General features: G+C 65.1%; 17 protein-coding genes and 1 tRNA gene. 15 read left to right on the top strand and 3 right to left on the bottom strand.

The window, feature by feature from the left end; all coding sequences use genetic code 11:
• The first annotated feature begins 54 nt into the window (after nt 1-54).
• The 11 genes from NKH31_RS02575 to NKH31_RS02530 all read left to right on the top strand — a co-directional run bounded on the left by NKH31_RS02575 (nt 55) and on the right by NKH31_RS02530 (nt 10,229).
• The gene (locus NKH31_RS02575) at nt 55-1,407 is read left to right on the top strand and encodes a substrate-binding domain-containing protein (RefSeq protein ID WP_425492296.1); all 1,353 of its coding nucleotides are present in this window, start codon (nt 55-57) and stop codon (nt 1,405-1,407) included.
• A 5-nt stretch (nt 1,408-1,412) separates the two neighbouring features.
• A complete protein-coding gene (locus NKH31_RS02570) occupies nt 1,413-2,354 on the top strand; it encodes an ABC transporter ATP-binding protein (protein ID WP_254863581.1) in 942 nt (313 codons plus the stop codon).
• Complete coding sequence (locus NKH31_RS02565) at nt 2,351-3,049, top strand: ABC transporter ATP-binding protein (RefSeq protein ID WP_254863580.1); 699 nt, start codon at nt 2,351-2,353, stop codon at nt 3,047-3,049. The genes NKH31_RS02570 and NKH31_RS02565 overlap by 4 nt, the downstream gene beginning before the upstream one ends.
• A gap of 29 nt (nt 3,050-3,078) precedes the next feature.
• Nucleotides 3,079-4,128, top strand: a complete 1,050-nt coding sequence (locus NKH31_RS02560) for a branched-chain amino acid ABC transporter permease (protein ID WP_425492330.1) — start codon at nt 3,079-3,081, stop codon at nt 4,126-4,128.
• Nucleotides 4,118-5,515 carry a branched-chain amino acid ABC transporter permease gene (locus NKH31_RS02555; protein ID WP_254863578.1) on the top strand — a complete coding sequence of 466 codons (1,398 nt, stop codon included), beginning with the start codon at nt 4,118-4,120 and terminating at the stop codon, nt 5,513-5,515. Before NKH31_RS02560 ends, NKH31_RS02555 begins: the two co-directional genes overlap by 11 nt.
• A 132-nt stretch (nt 5,516-5,647) precedes the next feature.
• Nucleotides 5,648-7,165 (top strand): class I adenylate-forming enzyme family protein, encoded by a 1,518-nt coding sequence (locus NKH31_RS02550; RefSeq protein ID WP_254863577.1) that lies wholly within the window; start codon nt 5,648-5,650, stop codon nt 7,163-7,165.
• Nucleotides 7,162-8,193, top strand: a complete 1,032-nt coding sequence (locus tag NKH31_RS02545; RefSeq protein WP_254863576.1) for a 3-oxoacyl-ACP synthase — start codon at nt 7,162-7,164, stop codon at nt 8,191-8,193. Before NKH31_RS02550 ends, NKH31_RS02545 begins: the two co-directional genes overlap by 4 nt.
• Nucleotides 8,194-8,257: 64 nt before the next feature.
• Nucleotides 8,258-9,322, top strand: a complete 1,065-nt coding sequence (locus tag NKH31_RS02540; RefSeq protein ID WP_254863575.1) for a succinylglutamate desuccinylase/aspartoacylase family protein — start codon at nt 8,258-8,260, stop codon at nt 9,320-9,322.
• Between the two features lie 48 nt (nt 9,323-9,370).
• Nucleotides 9,371-9,441 (top strand) — tRNA-Pro (locus tag NKH31_RS02535).
• An 83-nt stretch (nt 9,442-9,524) separates the two neighbouring features.
• Nucleotides 9,525-9,737: a DUF7563 family protein gene (locus NKH31_RS17790; protein WP_425492295.1), complete on the top strand. Its 213-nt coding sequence runs from the start codon at nt 9,525-9,527 to the stop codon at nt 9,735-9,737.
• A 63-nt stretch (nt 9,738-9,800) separates the two neighbouring features.
• Nucleotides 9,801-10,229, top strand: coding sequence for an SHOCT domain-containing protein (locus tag NKH31_RS02530; RefSeq protein ID WP_254863574.1), 429 nt, complete (start codon nt 9,801-9,803; stop codon nt 10,227-10,229).
• Nucleotides 10,230-10,276: 47 nt separating this feature from the next.
• Here the strand turns inward: NKH31_RS02530 and NKH31_RS02525 are convergent, their stop codons facing one another.
• Entirely contained in the window at nt 10,277-11,110 is an 834-nt protein-coding gene (locus NKH31_RS02525; protein WP_254863573.1) for an aldo/keto reductase, read from the bottom strand.
• A gap of 545 nt (nt 11,111-11,655) precedes the next feature.
• Between NKH31_RS02525 and NKH31_RS02520 the strand changes: the two genes are divergently transcribed.
• Nucleotides 11,656-11,838 carry a hypothetical protein gene (locus NKH31_RS02520; RefSeq protein ID WP_254863572.1) on the top strand — a complete coding sequence of 61 codons (183 nt, stop codon included), beginning with the start codon at nt 11,656-11,658 and terminating at the stop codon, nt 11,836-11,838.
• Nucleotides 11,839-11,897: 59 nt separating this feature from the next.
• On the top strand, nt 11,898-12,161 hold the full coding sequence (locus NKH31_RS02515; protein WP_254863571.1) for a hypothetical protein: 264 nt from the start codon (nt 11,898-11,900) through the stop codon (nt 12,159-12,161).
• Nucleotides 12,162-12,184: 23 nt separating this feature from the next.
• On the opposite strand, the gene NKH31_RS02510 is transcribed toward NKH31_RS02515, so the two are convergent.
• Nucleotides 12,185-13,552 (bottom strand): tRNA(Ile)(2)-agmatinylcytidine synthase, encoded by a 1,368-nt coding sequence (locus NKH31_RS02510; protein WP_254863570.1) that lies wholly within the window; start codon nt 13,550-13,552, stop codon nt 12,185-12,187.
• Between the two features lie 204 nt (nt 13,553-13,756).
• On the opposite strand from NKH31_RS02510, the gene NKH31_RS02505 reads away from it, so the two are divergent.
• The gene (locus NKH31_RS02505; RefSeq protein ID WP_254863569.1) at nt 13,757-14,725 is read left to right on the top strand and encodes a transcriptional regulator; all 969 of its coding nucleotides are present in this window, start codon (nt 13,757-13,759) and stop codon (nt 14,723-14,725) included.
• 157 nt (nt 14,726-14,882) lie between these two features.
• The gene (locus tag NKH31_RS02500) at nt 14,883-15,848 is read left to right on the top strand and encodes a PLP-dependent cysteine synthase family protein (RefSeq protein WP_254863568.1); all 966 of its coding nucleotides are present in this window, start codon (nt 14,883-14,885) and stop codon (nt 15,846-15,848) included.
• A gap of 18 nt (nt 15,849-15,866) precedes the next feature.
• Here NKH31_RS02500 and NKH31_RS02495 read toward each other — a convergent pair whose 3' ends face one another.
• A complete protein-coding gene (locus NKH31_RS02495; protein WP_254863567.1) occupies nt 15,867-16,121 on the bottom strand; it encodes a glutathione S-transferase N-terminal domain-containing protein in 255 nt (84 codons plus the stop codon).
• Between the last annotated feature and the right edge of the window lie 57 nt (nt 16,122-16,178).

Raw genomic sequence — 16,178 nt, 5'->3', positions numbered from 1 at the left:
TTCGTATATCAACCCGGCCGACTTTGCAGACCTAGTGTCCTTAAACAGTATAGTATGGTAAAACGTCACAGCAGACGGACCGTGCTGCGGGGAACAGGCGCGCTGGGGGCCGCCGGGGTGGCGACCCTCGCCGGATGTATCGACGACGGCGAGAGCGGCGTCGAGGGTGAAACGTTCAGAATCGGCGTCCTTCAGCCGACCTCGGGCGACCTCGAGTACTACGGCCAGATCAGCCTGATGGGCTTTTACTCGGGTCTCGCCTACCGGTACGACGCCGATCCGGTAGCGAGCATGTCGACCGGCACTCACGAGATGGAGACCGACGACGGGCCGACGTTCGAGTTCGTCGTCCAGGACACGCAGTTCGACCCCACGACGGCGCAGAACGTCGCCGAAGATCTGATCATCGACGAGGAGGTCGACCTCCTGTTCGGCACGTCGAGTTCAGACTCGGCCAGATTGATCGCCGGAAGCGTACTGGACGAGACGGACGTGCCGTTCGTCGTCGGGCCGGCCGCCGACGCGGACATCACCGTCTCCAGCGACCACTGTCACGAACGGATGTTCCGGGCGAGCGAGCACACGGCGATGGACGCCCGCGCCGGCGGGCGCTACGTCGCACAGCAGGGAGACGTCTCGACGGTCGCGATCTTCGCCGCCGAGGGCGCGTTCGGCGAGGGGGTCGCGAACGGGTACCAGGAGGTCCTCGAAGCCGAGGGAATCGAGGTGCTCGAACCGCGGTTCGTCGAGCAGGGCTACAGCGAGTTCGGCGGGCTGTTCGACGAGGCGCTCGAACAGGGTGCCGACGGCGTCGTCGGCGGCTTTACGTTCGCGACGCTTCCGCAGTTCCTCCCGACGGCGATGCAGTACGACGAGATACAGGCGTTCGGTGGCTTCGCCGAACTCGTGACGAACCAGGTGATCGGCGAAGTGATCGAAGCGACCCTCGGAGAGGGCTTCACCGCGGAGGACATCCAGGACGCGGAGTTGGGTCCGTTCACCACCCGCTATCACTGGAACCAGTACGACAACGAGATCAACGATGCGTTCATCGAGATGCACGTCGACGCCTACGACATCGTCCCGGACCTCTTCAGTGCGGGGACGTTCGTGGGCGGCTCCGCCGTCGGCCAGGCGATCGACGAGACCGGATCGCTCGACGCGGGGGACATCGCCGCCGAGATGCGTGGGATGACCGTCGAGTACACGCCGAAGGGCGAGAACGCGTACACGTTCCAGGAGCACAACAACCAGGCGGCGTCGGCCATGACGGTCGCCTGGCCGGTCCCAACGAGCGACGAATACGCAGACACCTGGGACGCCGCCGTCATGCCGGGCGAGCCGATCGAGACGTTCGACGCCGACGAGGTGATGGTTCCGGCCGACGAATCGAGCTGTTCACTCTGAGCCACATGCTCCTCTCGACCCACAACCTGACGAAGGAGTTCGATGCGATCACCGCGGTCGACGGCGTCGACTTCGGTCTCGAGATCGGCGAGCTATGCTCGGTGATCGGCCCGAACGGCGCGGGAAAGACGACCTTCTTCAATTTACTCACCGGAGTCCTCGAACCCACCCGTGGCCGAATCGAGTTCGCACCGCGGTCGCTCAGAGCCGGCGCCGCGGCCGAGGCGATCGAGACGGACGAAGCGCTGGCCGACCGGTACGCCGAGCCGAACGCGCTCGTCGAGGCGATCGAGCGCGGTGCGGAGTCGACCGCGGCGATCGATCCCTGGCTGGATCCGATCGACATCACGGAGCACTCGCCCCACCGGACCGCGCTGCTCGGGTTGCACCGTTCGTACCAGATAACTAATATATTCCCGACCGTCTCGGTCCTGGAGAACGTACGCATCGCCGTTCAGGCCCACCGTGGCCGGGATTCCTGGCACTTCTGGCGAAACGTCAACGCCTTCGACGAGCACGTAGCCGAGGCCGAATCGATCCTCGCCAGAATCGGCCTCGCAGAGGCGGCCGACGAACTCGCACAGAACCTGAGCCACGGGGAGAAACGAAAACTCGAGATCGGCATCGCGCTCGCTGGACGACCGGACGTCCTCCTGCTGGACGAGCCCACCGCAGGCGTTTCGAGCGAGGACGTCGAAACGGTCACGGACATCATCGAAGACGTCGCCGACGACCACGCCGTCATGCTGATCGAACACAACATGGACGTCGTGATGGACATCAGCGACCGGGTCGCCGTCCTGAATCAAGGCGAGCTGATCGCCGACGGCGAACCGGCCGCCGTTCGAGAGAGCGAGGCCGTCCAGCGGGCGTATCTCGGGGGATACGACGGTTCGAACCGCGACGTCGAATCGGGTGGCTCCGAGTCCGGGGTGTCCGCCGGATGAGCCTGCTGGAACTCGACGGCGTTCACACCTATTACGGAGAGAGTCACATTCTCCAGGGTGTCGACCTCCACGTCGAGGAGGGGGAGATCGTCGCGCTTCTCGGGCGCAACGGGGTCGGGAAGACGACCACGCTTCGGTCGATCCTGCAACTCACGCCGCCGCGAGAGGGAGTCGTCCGCTTCGCGGGCGAGGACGTCACCGGACTGGCGACGAGCGAGGTTGCAAATCGCGGTATCGGATGGGTTCCGGAAGACCGACGGATGTTTGGGTACCTCACGGTTGAAGAGAACGTTCGCGTCTCGGTCGGGCCCGATCAGGCCTACGAACCGCTTCGTGAGTACGTCTTCGACCTGTTTCCCGACCTGGAGCGCTTTCGCGATCAGGAGGCGCGCAATCTGAGCGGCGGACAACAGCAAATGCTCGCGATCGCACGAGGCATGGTCGGTGACAACGACCTGTTACTCGTCGACGAGCCGAGCGAGGGACTGGCGCCGATGATCGTCGAACAGGTCGTCGAAGCGCTCCGCGAAGCATCCGCCGAGACGACGATGGTGCTGGTCGAGCAGAACTTCCCGCTCGCGATGGACCTCGCCGACCGGTTCTACTTGCTCGATCACGGCACCGTGGTCGAATCCGGACCGACCGAGGGCGTGCGCGCCGACGACGAACGGATCCGGAGGTATCTCTCTGCATGACGGGATTCCTTTCGACTATCGTGACCTCGATGGCCGTCGTCCCCGGTTTCGTGGAACTGCCGTTATTTTACGAGGGGTTCCTCAACTTCCTCGATCGGTTGCTGCAGCCGAGCACCCTCGTTCGCATCGTGGTCGAGGGGCTCGGCAAGGCGGCGATCTACTTCATCATCGCGGTCGGGTTGACGCTCGTCTTCGGTCTGATGGGCGTACTCAACTTCGCCCACGGGGCGTTCGCGATGATCGGAGCGTACCTCGGCGGCATATTGATGGTCGTCGCTATCTCCGCCGGCTCGGGACCGATCGCCCGGATCGCACTGTTCGTCGCCGTTGCAGCGGTCGTGATGGCGGCCATGACGGCCTTCGGCGCGCTCGTCGAGACGAAGCTCGTCAGGCCGATCTACGACCGGACGCCGATGTACCAGATCCTGCTGACGTTCGGGATCGGGCTCATCTTAGAAGAACTCGCGCGGATCGTCGCGACGTTCCAGGGAATCCAACCGGAGCCGACGTGGTCTGCGGCGGCGGGGACGATTCCGGGAGCCTTCCAGAATCCGATCGGGATCATCCAGGAGACCCTCGGGGTCAACGTCAGGGCGTTCTACCTGTTCGCCGCGGCGGGCGGGGTGCTCGTCGCGACCGCCGTCTGGCTCTTTCTGACGCGAACGCTGTACGGACTCTACATCCGTGCGGGCAGCGAAGACCCGGAGATGGTCGAGGCACTCGGCGTCGACGTCAGACGGGCCTTCACGGTCGTGTTTGGCCTCGGGACCGGCCTGGCTGCGCTCGGCGGCGTGTTCTTGATGTGGGATCCGACGTGGGGACCGAGCGTCCTCCTCAACATCGACGTTCTGCTGTACGCGTTCGTGGTCGTCGTCATCGGCGGCCTCGGTTCGTTCAAGGGGACGATCGTGGCCGCCCTCGTCGTCGGCCTCGCCGACTCGTTCACGACGTGGCTGTTCCACACGGGTATCGTGACCTTCCCGGGACTCCCCGAGGTAACGGTGTTCTTGCTCCTGGTGATCACGCTCGTCGTGAAACCGCAGGGGCTGTACGGCGTCGAGGAGGTGGGTGGCCATTAGTCCTCGCGTTCCCCGCGACCTCGATCGCGAGCGCGGGCGGCCCCTTCGAACCGACGGCGGCGACTCGGCCGTGAGCGAGGAGCCCGAGACGGACGCGCCCGACGGGCGCGAGACGACAACGGAACGGGCGGGCGATGCGACCTCGTCGTCAGCCGACGGCGACCACTGGCTCCGCCAGTACGCACGCGATCACGTCGCCCACGGGTTGGTCGTCGCCGTCTTCGCGTTGTACCCGTTCATCTACTCGTCGATGGCCGGCTTGCCGCGTGTGGATCTGATGGTCGCGACCGTGGACTTCGGCGCGTTCTTCGACGCCTTCATGCCCGCGATGACGTTCGTCATCGCGATGTTGTTCCTCGGGCTGTTCGCGATGAGCTTCGACTTCATCAGCGGCTACACCGGCTACCTCTCGTTCGGGCACGCGGCGTTCTACGGCGTCGGGGCGTACACGATCATCCTGATCGCGAACGGTGACGTCCCGGTATTGCCGGCGGAGACGCCGTTCGTGGTGACGATGGTCCTCGGAGGTCTGCTGGCGTTCGCGCTGGCGCTGGCCATCGGACTCGTCTCGTTCCGGTTGACCGGCGTCTACTTCGCGATGATCACGCTCGGGGTCGCTCAGGTGATCTACGAACTCGTCAGAAACTGGGATTACGTCGCGGCCAATCCACAGGAGGGCCCGACCCACCAGGGTTCGACGCCGGAAATCGGAATCCCGTTCGTCGACTCGCTCTCGGTCAGCATCGGCCGACTTGCGGGGACGGAGTTCGAGAACGTTCTCGGCCTGGGGATCGACCTCTCGGCGACCGAGGTATCCTACTGGGCGATCGGGTTGATCGTCCTGCTCTGTTACTTCGCGATGCAACGGATTATCCACTCGCCGTTCGGACGCGTGATGATCGCCATCCGCGAAAACGAAGAGCGGGCTCGCGCCATCGGCTACAACGTCTTCTGGTACAAGATGGTGGCGTTCGGATTCAGCGGGTTCTTCGCGGGGATCGCCGGCGCGCTCTTCGCCGGGTTCAGGGGGAACGCCTCGCCCGACGAGACGTTCTACTTCCTGCACACCGCTGACGCGCTGATCGTAACGATCGTCGGCGGAATCGGCACGCTCGCCGGCCCGCTCTTCGGTTCGGTGTTCTTCGAGTGGCTAGAGGACATCCTCTCGTCCGAACAGGGCGGCCTCGCGCCGTTCTTGCGCGACCTCGTCGGCGAATCGATCGTCATCAACTCGGTCATCGATGGCCGCGCTCCGCTCTACCTCGGGATCGTCTTCGTGCTGTTCGTTCTGTTCGTCCCGAACGGGCTCCTGGGTTCGGTCAGAGATCGGATCGGCGGAACGGTGTCGAAGCAGCTGCCGTCGGTGCTAGACCGGTACCGCCGCTGATCGGCACATTTTTCTCGGTCGTTCGTCGAGTCCGTGGTTCTCCCACTGCGAACGCATACCTGATATGTCAGTCTTCGACGTCAGCATATCAACGTCGCCCATGAAGTAGCTCCGTCTAGAATGTATCGGGTAATGACGCTCTCACTCGGGCGGCGGGCGACACACTGGGAATCCAGTCGAGCGCTCGTCGACCACGCGGCGCAAACGGAGTGGACCTACGCGGAACTGGACGAGTGGGCCGACGAGACGGCGGCCGGCCTGACCGACGCGGGCGTCGGTCGCGACGACGTCGTCGCGGTCGTCTCGCGGAACCGACCCGCGTTCTTCTCGCTTTTCTTCGCCGTCCGCCGACTCGGCGCGACGCTCGCTCCGATCTCCCACCGGCTGGTCGCCTCGACCGTCGAGTCGCTTCTCGATCGGATCGAGCCGACGATCTGTCTCTACGAATCTCGGTTCGAGGATCTGATTCCCGAGGGAGTCGAGCGCGAATCGCTGACCGAGTTCGACGAACGCATCGACGGGGTAGCTGGTACGGGCCGCGCTTCGACGGTCGATCGAGATCCCGAGGAGCCCCTGCTGTATCTCCACACGGGCGGGACGACCGGCATCCCGAAAGTGGTCGTCTGCACCGAGCGTCAGCTGGAGTGGAATTGCATCACCGAGGCCGTCGCCTGGGATCTCGGTCGCGACGAGACGATCCCGCTCGTCTTACCGCTCTTTCACACCGGCGGCTGGAACCTGCTCACGCTTCCCTCGCTGTACGTCGGCGGCGAGGTCGTCGTACAGCGGGAGTTCGATCCCGACGAGGTCGTCGAGATCGTCGAGCGGTACCGGGCGACGAAACTGTTCGCCGTCGCGGCGATCTTCCGTGCGATCGCCGACTGCGAGTCGTTCGAAGCGGCTGATCTCTCCAGCCTGGAGTGGTGTATGAGCGGAGGCGGTCCGACGCCTCCCTCACTCCAGGAGACGTACCGTGACCGGGGGATTCACTTCAGCCAGGGCTACGGGCTCACCGAGGGCGGCCCGAACAACCTCTTCGTCGATCCGACCCGTACCGACGCCGCCGAGAAGGCAGAGACGGTCGGTCGCCCGTTTCCGGACTGTGAGGTGCGCATCGTCGACGACGTCGGCGACACCGTGGAGCCGGGGACGATCGGTGAACTCGAACTCCGCGGGCCGGTCGCGGCCGATCGATACCTCGCGACGAGCGACGGCACCTTCGACGGCGAGTGGGTCTCGACGGGCGACTTGGCGGTGGAAGACGACGACGGCGACGTCTCGATCACCGGTCGAACGGACAACATGTTCGTCAGCGGCGGCGAGAACGTCTACCCGGAGGAGATCGAGAACGCGTTAGACGACCACGACGCCATCGAGGAGGTGGGCGCGATCGGCGTTCCACACGAGCGCTGGGGGACGACACCGAAGGCGGTGGTCGTGCCGGCCGGAGCCGCCGGGCCGCCCTCGGATCTCACCGAAACGCTCGACGCCTTCGCTCGAGACCGACTTCCGGGATACGCACGGCCATCTGCGTACGCGTTCGTGGACGAACTTCCGAGGAGCGGGCCAGGAAAGCTGGATCGCGAGGCGTTGGCGGAGGCACACGGCGAATCCGAACCGATCGCTGGAAACGGAGGCGAGACCCGATGACGACGGTCGGGCTCACCGGGTACGGGCGCTACCTCCCGGAGACCGTCCTGACCGGCGAGGAGATAGCCGCCGAGAGCGAGATTCCCGAATCGGTCGTGATCGAGAAGATGGGCCTCGTAGAAAAGCGCGTCTGCCGACCGGGCGAGGATCACGTCACCGATATGGCGGTCGGCGCGGCCGAGGAGGCGCTCGACGACGCGGGGGTACGGGCGGCCGACCTCGACATGGTACTCTACCACGGCAGCGAGTTCAAAGACTACGTCGTCTGGTCGGCAGCAGCCGATATCGCCGAACGCCTGGGTGCCGAGAACGCGTTCGCGACCGAGAGTCACACGCTCTGTGCGAGCGCACCGATCGCCGTCAGACAGGCGGCGGCCCAGCTGCAGGTCGATCACCTCGATCGCGTCCTGCTCGTCGCCGCGAGTCGCGAGGAGAGTCTGATCGACTATACGAACGAGCGATCGTCGTTCATGTTCAACTTCGGGTCGGGCGCGAGCGCGATGGTACTGGAGTCTGATCCGGGCGATCGGGCCCGCGCGACGGTCCACGAGAGCGCGGCCATCACCGACGGTTCGTTCGCCGAGGACGTGATCATGCCCGCCGGGGGTTCGAAGGAACCGCCGAGCCGCGAGAGCGTCGAGGCGGGCCGGCACACGCTCGACGTTCCCGACCCGGACGGGATGAAAGAGCGACTCGCGCCCGTCTCGCTGCCGAACTACCTCGATGTTGCCGACACGGCCCTTGCGCGGTCCGGATTCGAACGGTCGGATCTCGACTTCGTCGCGGTCACCCACATGAAGCGGTCGTTCCACGAGCTCCTGTTCGACGAACTCGGGCTCGACCACGAGGCGGACGGCTACTACCTGGACGAGTTGGGTCACGTCCAGAGCGCAGATCAGGTGCTTGCACTCGAGGAGGCTCGCCGCGATGGCCGGCTCGAACCCGGCGACCTCGTCTGTCTCCTCGCGGCGGGTACGGGCTACACCTGGTCGGCGTCGATGCTGACCTGGCACGGGCGAGGGCACTGATTCGACGGAGAGTCCGTCGTCATCGGTCGTGATCCTTTAGCCATCCGCATCGAGAGTGGATCGTATGCAACTCGGGTCAGCATCGGCGGGGCCGGGCGAACGAGCGACGGGATATCTCGAGATGACGGGGGTACCGACGGGCGGGTCGGAGCGCCTGCCGGTCGTGATCGCTCGAGGCGAGTCCGACGGGCCGACGCTCTGGGTGACCGGCGGCGTCCACGGGAACGAACTGACGGGCGTGGCGACGGTCCAGGACGTGCTGGCCGACGGCGTGCCGGCGGGATTGTGCGGAACGGTGGTCTGCGTTCCGATCGTCAGTCCGTCGGGGTTGCGTCGCGTCGAGCGCACCTCGTACTACCACGGCGACGACCCGAACCGGTACTTCCCCGCCGAGGAGCCGGACGAGGGCGACGATCCCCGCGTCCAGGAGCTGATCGGGACGCGCCTCTACGAGCTGATCGTCGCCTCAGCGGACGCGCTGGTCGACGTCCACACCGCGCAGGTCGGCTCCGTTCCGTTCGTCATTCGCGATCGGGTGTTGTACGACGAAGACGGCGATCGAACCGAGTCGCAGGCGCGCGAGCTCGCCGACCGCCTCGACGCGTTCGCCGACGCGATCGGACTGCCGGTGATCAACGAGTACCCGGCCGAGGAGTACGTCGACCGCAACCTGGATCGCTCCGCGGCCGGTGCCGTGCTCAACCGCGCCGGCATTCCCTCGCTAACGCTCGAACTCGGGAGCTACGGGGTCGTCGAGGAGGCGAATCGTGCGGCCGGCGTCGCCGCAGTCTACCGGACGATGGTTCACCTCGGGATGCTCGAGGCGGTTCCCGAACGAGTCGACGCCCGCTCGATCGATCCACCGGTCGACTTCCCGGTGCGTCGGTTTCGCGGGCCAAACGCGCCACGTGCGGGCATCTGTCGGCATCACTTGGAAGCCGGCGAGGCGTTCGAAGCCGGCGACGAACTGGCGACGCTCGTCAGCCCGCACGGCGATCCGCTCGAGACGATCCCCGTCGACCACGACGGCTACGTCCTCGGCCGAGCGAACACCGTCTGCTACGAGAACGATCCGGTGACGAGCCTGGCGGTTCGCGACGAGGGACCCCTCGTCGCCCCGCGCGAGTGACCGTTCAAACGACAGGCTTAAACGCGAACCGGCCATCGATTTGTGTACGGGACCGTGGGGTAGTGGTATCCTCTGCGGATGGGGTCCGTAGGACCTGAGTTCGACTCTCGGCGGTCCCATACGATATAAAAGTAAACCGGCACGTTTTGCCGGTTCTACTGCCTGATTTCGACAGTTGCGACGCTCGCGAGGTGTGCCACTGATGCAGCGGTGGAACCCCTCGGCTGGGGTCAACTGCTGTCTGAAATGCGGCTCTCACGTCACCCCTGAGTTCCGGCGCGGGTGCGGGGACGAGCGAAACCGGGTTCACCGCTGTTACAACTGCGATACGAAGATCCGACTTGATCAGCATCCGCCCTTTCGATTGAATCGGTCGCTTTCACTTCTCCGATCAGACGCCTTCTCACTCGCGTGACTATAGCCGATTAGTGACGATCCCGAGACAACCATTATGTCACCGCGTCGACTGGGACTAGCTATGGCGACCGAGGAGCGAACGGACGAGTGGGACGGCGACGAGGAGACGCCGCTGCAGGAGATGGTTTCCGGGGCGATCGTCGGGTTGACGCTCCTGACCGGATTCGCCTTGATGTTCGCCGGTGTCGGGTTCTTCTGGGTGGTGTTCGTCGTGGGCTTCGCCGGCGTCCTGCCGATGGCGCTCGGGGGTGTCGAACTCTACGAGCGAAAGCGCCGGCGGGACGCAGCCGCCGCCCGAAAGAGCGAGCGCGAGGACGCCCTCGAAACGCTCCGGCGTCGGTACGCGACCGGCGAGCTCACCGACGAAGAGTTCGAGCGCCGACTCGAACGGCTGCTTTCGACGGAGTCGCTTGACGAAGCTTCGGCCTACGTAGAGCGCGCTGGGACGGACCGAAGTGACGACCGCGAGCCGGCCTACGAGACGAACTGACGAGTCGCGACGTACCGAGTCCGCCTACGAGACGAAGTGACTCCGACTCAATTCCACGGTGCGTCAGGAAAGTCGACGACGCGTTCGGTTCGATCGATGCGATCGATGCGGTCGACGTCGTCCCGATCGAGTTCGATCGATCGCGCCGCGATGTTTTCCCGGATGTGGGCTTCGCTGGTCGATTTCGGGATGGGGACGACGCCCTTCGCCTCCAGCCACGCGAGCGAGATCTGAGCGGGTGTCGCGTCGTACGCGCTCGCGATCTCGTCCAACTCGGCCAGTTCCAGTACTCGCCCCTTCGCCAGCGGTGAGTAGCCGACGAGGTGGTGATCGTACGCGCGGGCTAATCGACGGAGTTCGTCCTGGGGAAGCAAGGGATGACACTCGACCTGATGGGCGAAAAGCGGCGCCTCGAGGATGTCGATCGCCGTTTCTAGCTGTGCAGGTCTGAAGTTCGAAACGCCGACGTTGCGGATCGCTCCTCGGTCGTACAGCTCGTCGAAAGCGGCGAGCGTCTCCGTTGGGTCGTAGCTGCGGATGGGCCAGTGGACGTAGAGCAGGTCGATGGCGTCGAGTCCGAGACGATCGCGACAGGCTCGCGCGTGCTCGATGACGCTGTCGTACTCCAGGTTCTGTGAGTGGATTTTTGTCGCGACGACCACCGACTCGCGCGGAACGTCCGCTCGTTCGAGGGCGCGCCCGACCGCGGTCTCGGTGTCGTACATCTCGGCCGTGTCGACGTGGCGGTAGCCACACGCCAGGGCGGTCGCGACGGCGGCTTCGCAGCGGTCCGGATCGACGTCGTACGTTCCGATGCCGAGGTTCAACCCGTCTGTGGTTCGTGATTCGTCGTCGGTGGCCGGCGACCGTTCGTCGGTCACGCGAAGATACCTCGTGGTGGGCGGTCGTGATCCGATCGAATGAGCGTTCGACTCACGCTCGGAGTGTCGACGTCACCACGTATGAACACTTCCTGACCCTCGTTTCTGTTCGCCGATTGAGAATTTTGCCGATGGACTGGACCGTGACAGGCTGCCCTCGTAGTTCGCCTCGCTGAGTTTCGGGCGATTTCACGAACTCCCGGTTCTCACGCGGCCAGTAGAGCTAACACGCGGGCCGTCGGATTTGCTGCTGGCGAGGGGCTGCTACTGTCGTTGCCGACAGGGGGCTCGACCAATACCCTCGCCGATATCCTGGCGATGCGTTCTGGATCGGTGTACTGTGTTCTGTTACCCGCATAGCGTGCCGACTCCCGGCGAGTCCTTCGGCTCGTACCGATCGGATCAGCGACGATTCGCCCGTTTCGACGGCGTCAGTCGATTGATGGTGATCCCTGATCGATCCAGGAAATGCGCCATTTCCCGTCGCGCGATCTGTGAACGATGGAAATAGTTTAATATTCTAACCGAAACCCATCGGTCACACCATGCGACGGCTGAGCCAACTCAGTGAGGAGTGTCGGACCCACCTCGAACGTGCGCTCGCGGCCGAGGACCCCCGAGAGAAGGATTATCACATCAGGACGGTGATGCAGGCCGGTTGCGTCGAGGAGATTCCGGACGAGTTCGCCGACGCGAAGGCGGAGTATTCCGTCACTGACGGGACGTAACGTCCCGTCTGCTGTATTCACGGACGACCATTATAGGGCTCGACGGTGACGATAGGGGCGTGACCGAACTCGAAATCCCTCCGGAGGCGGACGAATCGACGGCGTACGACCTGATAACGGAGTTCATCGACGAGGGCGCCGTCGTCGACGTCCAGTCGCGACAGACGACCGACGAGGTTGGCGAAACGCCGGATGACGTCCGCGGGACGATCACCGGGTTCCAGCACGGCTACCTCGAGATCGACGGCGAGTCGCCCGACGGAAAAGGCGTTCGCTACGACGAGGTCCACTTACTCACTCGCGTCGAGATGGGTGGCGAGTGACGGTCGGGCCCGTCGCTGCGATGTCAGCGTTCCGGGTGAACTGGCGCGTCGAATCCGCCCCGCACGAGGGGTTTCGCGACGTGGCGTCTGGCTCGCGGCGGCACTTCGTACCAGCCGACCGCCAGTGATCGCTCGATCGTCACCCGTTCTCTCCCGTCGGTACTCGTCTCGCAGTCTCGACAGCGATAGCCCTGGTTCCGGCCGGCGCTCTCCATCGTTCGGTCACACGATGGACACCGCGGCGTTCGGCGGTCGGTACGGACCAGTTCCCTGACGGCGAACTTCTCCAGCTTGAGCGTACCGCGAGCCAGTTCGCCGCAGGCGGTGAGTCGATCGCCGGGCCGCAGAGCGCGGACTCGGTCGCGAAACCGCTTGGTCGGTTCGAACGCGACGCAATCGATTCGGTCGGTCCCGTCGGGAGCCAGTAGCGGGACGAAGACGTGGCCCCCTCGGCGGGTCTTCGGTTCTCCGTCGACCACGCCGTCGATCCGGTAGGCGCGACCGTTCTCGAGCGTTTCGCCGCCGCCAAAGCGGGCGTCGCGAAGGTGGACGTCCGTCCCCTGGTTCGTGAGAAACCGCGCACGGCGTTCGATCGGTTCGCCCTCGATTTGGGAGGCCACGCGGTCGACGGCGGCCGATCGGTCGCCGCGGATGCCGAACAGCACCGGACCCGGCGTGTGCGGAACGCAGACGAGTTCGCCGGCCTCCCTGTCGACGGTGTCCCAGACGTCGGGGGAGGCCCCGTCCGCCGCCCCGAACACCGACTCGGCGTCGACCGTCCTGGGAGTTCCCCACCGGTCTCTCTCGCGGTACGCGATGTGCTCGTAGGTCCACTCCTCGAAGGCAGCCTGCGCGCCGATCGCCGCCAACGCTCCGATTCGCCCGCGTCCGTTACCCAGGTGGGCGCTCCGGTAGCCGTATTCGTCGATCAGGCGCTCGGCGTCCGCGATGGTGTGGTGGTCGCGCACGGCTGCCCAGGTGAATGCGGCGACGTCCGCCGGAATGGAACCCGCTCGCTCGTTGCGTACAGACTGTATCGCGTCGTCGCCTCCATCGCGTTCGGTCGACCGTGATTCGTCTGGCAGTGTCGTCGGTGACGCCCGATGGTCGGCGACCACGAGGCCGGGATTGGTAGCGGACTCCTCGGAGATCGCCAGCGATTCGAGCGTCTCGCGGCCGAGATCGAACGCCCGGTCGGGGTCGACCGACGTCTGGACGGCGAGCGCGGCGTTGCCGCGGGTCTTGTGTTCGACGGCCGGGTTGAGCCGAATCAGCATGAGCCGATCGACGTCACCTTCGGTACGGAGACGATCGGCGAGTCGGGCGGCGACGTACGTCGTGCACATGCCCTCGGTCCGCGAGTCGGTGTCGTCGAGCCCGACGATGGTCATGGTCGCCCGTAGCCCTCGGATCGTGGTACGCGTTTCGAAGTGCGCCACGGTGGTGAGCGGACCGCCGATCTCGTGGTAATTCACCGCTGTAGTCAGTTCCGGTCGAGTGAGGCGTGCGTAATCGGCGACTGGCCGGACGAAACCGCAAGCAAGCGAGGTAGAATCTGGGAAAAGCATTTATAGGATGAATCGCTAGATCCCACCATGTCTCGGTCCGCACTGGTGGGAAATGTCACTGCGATGTTAGCTGATGCCGGATTCGTGGTGAGCGACCGCTGTGCGATCCGACCGAAGAGCTTCGACGTGGCCGCCCGGCGGGGCGAGGATCTCATCCTCGTGAAAATCCTCGGTAACATCGACGCGTTCAACGAGGCGACCGGCCACGAGATGCGACGACTCGGCACGCACCTGCGGGCGACCCCGCTCGTGATCGGTCTGCGCAGCCGTGACGAGGATCTGAAACCGGACGTGGTCTACTTCAGACACGGTGTGCCGGTGTTCAGTCCCGACACCGCCTACAACCTCTTCATCGAGGACGTTCCGCCGCTGATCTACGCCGCACCGGGCGGATTGTACGTCAACATCGACGGCGATCTGCTCGCCGACGAGCGCGAGAAGCGAGACTGGAGTCTCGGCCGGCTGGCTTCGGAACTCGGCGTCTCCCGTCGGACCGTCTCGAAGTACGAAGACGGGATGAACGCCTCCGTCGAGGTCGCGATGGCGCTCGAGGAACTCTTCGCGAACGCCCTGACGAGTCCGGTCGACGTCCTCTCGGGCGCCGAGGAGGTTCGCGACGCCGACCCGATGCCCGACGACCCGGACGCTGACCCCGACGACGAGGACGTCGTCGCGACGCTGGTCCGCACCGGCTTTACGGTCCATCCGACGGTTCGCTCGCCGTTCAAGGCCGTCAGCACCGAAGACGACCGCGAGGAGCGACCGGTGTTGACCGGCCACTCGGCGTTTACGAAGGCCGCCGAGAAGCGCGCCCGTATCATGTCCTCGATCGGCGAGGTCGCCGGCACCCGCTCGGTCTACGTCGTCGAGCGAGCCAAGCGCGAGTCGGTCGACGCCACCGCGCTCGTCGAACGCGAAGAATTGGAAGCGATGGACGAGGCCGAAGAGTTACACACCGTTATTCGCGAGCGTGTCGAACGGACCGAAGCTGCCTGAGTGAGTTTTCGGTCTCGTGTTCGCTCCCGGCGCCTAATTCGCTCTCGACCGGGAGGCCGAATCGGTTCGAGAGCCATCTATACCGGCAGTTTTTGACGCGGCCGTTCACGTCGATCTAAAAGACTAACTCGGTCGGTGTGATCTGTGATCGATAAGAATGGCCCGACAGTCCGTCGCGACTTCTTCGCTCGATGCGATCGGTGAGACGCCGCTCGTCGAACTCCCCTCCGTCCGGCCGGCCGGCGGCGCCTCGATCGCCGTCAAGTGGGAGGGGGCGAACCCGACTGGCAGCCTGAAAGACCGCATGGCGCGTGCGATGATCGAGGAGGCGCGTTCGCGCGGCGACCTCGAACCTGGCGATCCGGTCGTCGAGTTCACCGGCGGGTCGACGGGGTCGAGTCTGGCGTTCGTCTGCGCCGTCTACGGTCACCCGCTGTCGGTCGTCACGGCCGACTGCGTCGCCGAGGAGAAGATCGCCTCGATGCGCGCCCTCGGCGCCGAGCTGGCGGTGGTCGAGACGCCCGATGGCTGTGCGTACGACGGGCTCTTCGATGATCTGCGTGAGGAGGCAGTCAGGATCCGCGACGAGACGGGCGCCTACTTCACCGACCAGTTTACGAATACAGACCAGCTATCCGGCTACGCGGCGCTCGGCCGAGAGATCGTCGACGAGTGTCCCGACGTGGCGGAGTTCGTCATGATCGTCGGCACGGGCGGCACCGCGATGGGGACGGCCCGGACGCTGGCCGAGCTGGCCTCGGAGGTGACGATCACGGCCGTCGAGCCCGAAGCGTCTCCCGTCATCTCGGACGGCTGTGCCGGTTCCCACGCCGTACAGGGAACGGCTATCGTCGGCTCGCCGCCGCTCGTCGACGCCGACGCGTTCGATCGCGTCGTGACGCTTCCGACCGAGGAGGGCGTCGACTGCGTTCGCGAGATCGCTCGCGAGGACGGCCTGCTCGTGGGGACGAGCACGGGAATGAACGTCGCCGCGGCCCGACGCGTCGCCGCCGAGCGCGACCCGGACGAAACCGTCGTCACGGTCGCCTGCGATACGGGACTGAAGTACCTCTCCGACGGGATCTACGACGGACTCTGCGGATCGACGTTCTGTCTCTGCTAAAATCCGTGAAACTGCTCTCTATCGTCCGTTTCCGTACGTCTCTTCGAGATACGCGACGATCTCGCTGCTTTCTGCCATTCCCTCGACGTCGGTGTTCTCGTCGGTGATGACGGGGACGCCGGTCTGGCCGCTCACCGCTTCGACCTCGGTTCGCTCGTGGTGGGCCGCCGGCACTTCGACCGTCTCGTAGGCGAGATCGAGTTCGTCGAGTTTGGTCCGCACTTTCGCACAGAACGGACAGCCTGGAAGTTCGTAGTACGTGATGTCTGCCATTGGAGGCGATTGTGGCGACAGACCCAAGAGTGGCGCGGTTGCGGTAGGCTGAAACGG

The sequence above is a fragment of the Halovivax gelatinilyticus genome, assembly GCF_024300625.1.
Classification (GTDB): Archaea; Halobacteriota; Halobacteria; order Halobacteriales; family Natrialbaceae; genus Halovivax; species Halovivax gelatinilyticus.
The sequence above is the reverse complement of the archived record's forward strand: the minus strand, read 5'-3'. Positions and strand labels throughout refer to the sequence as shown.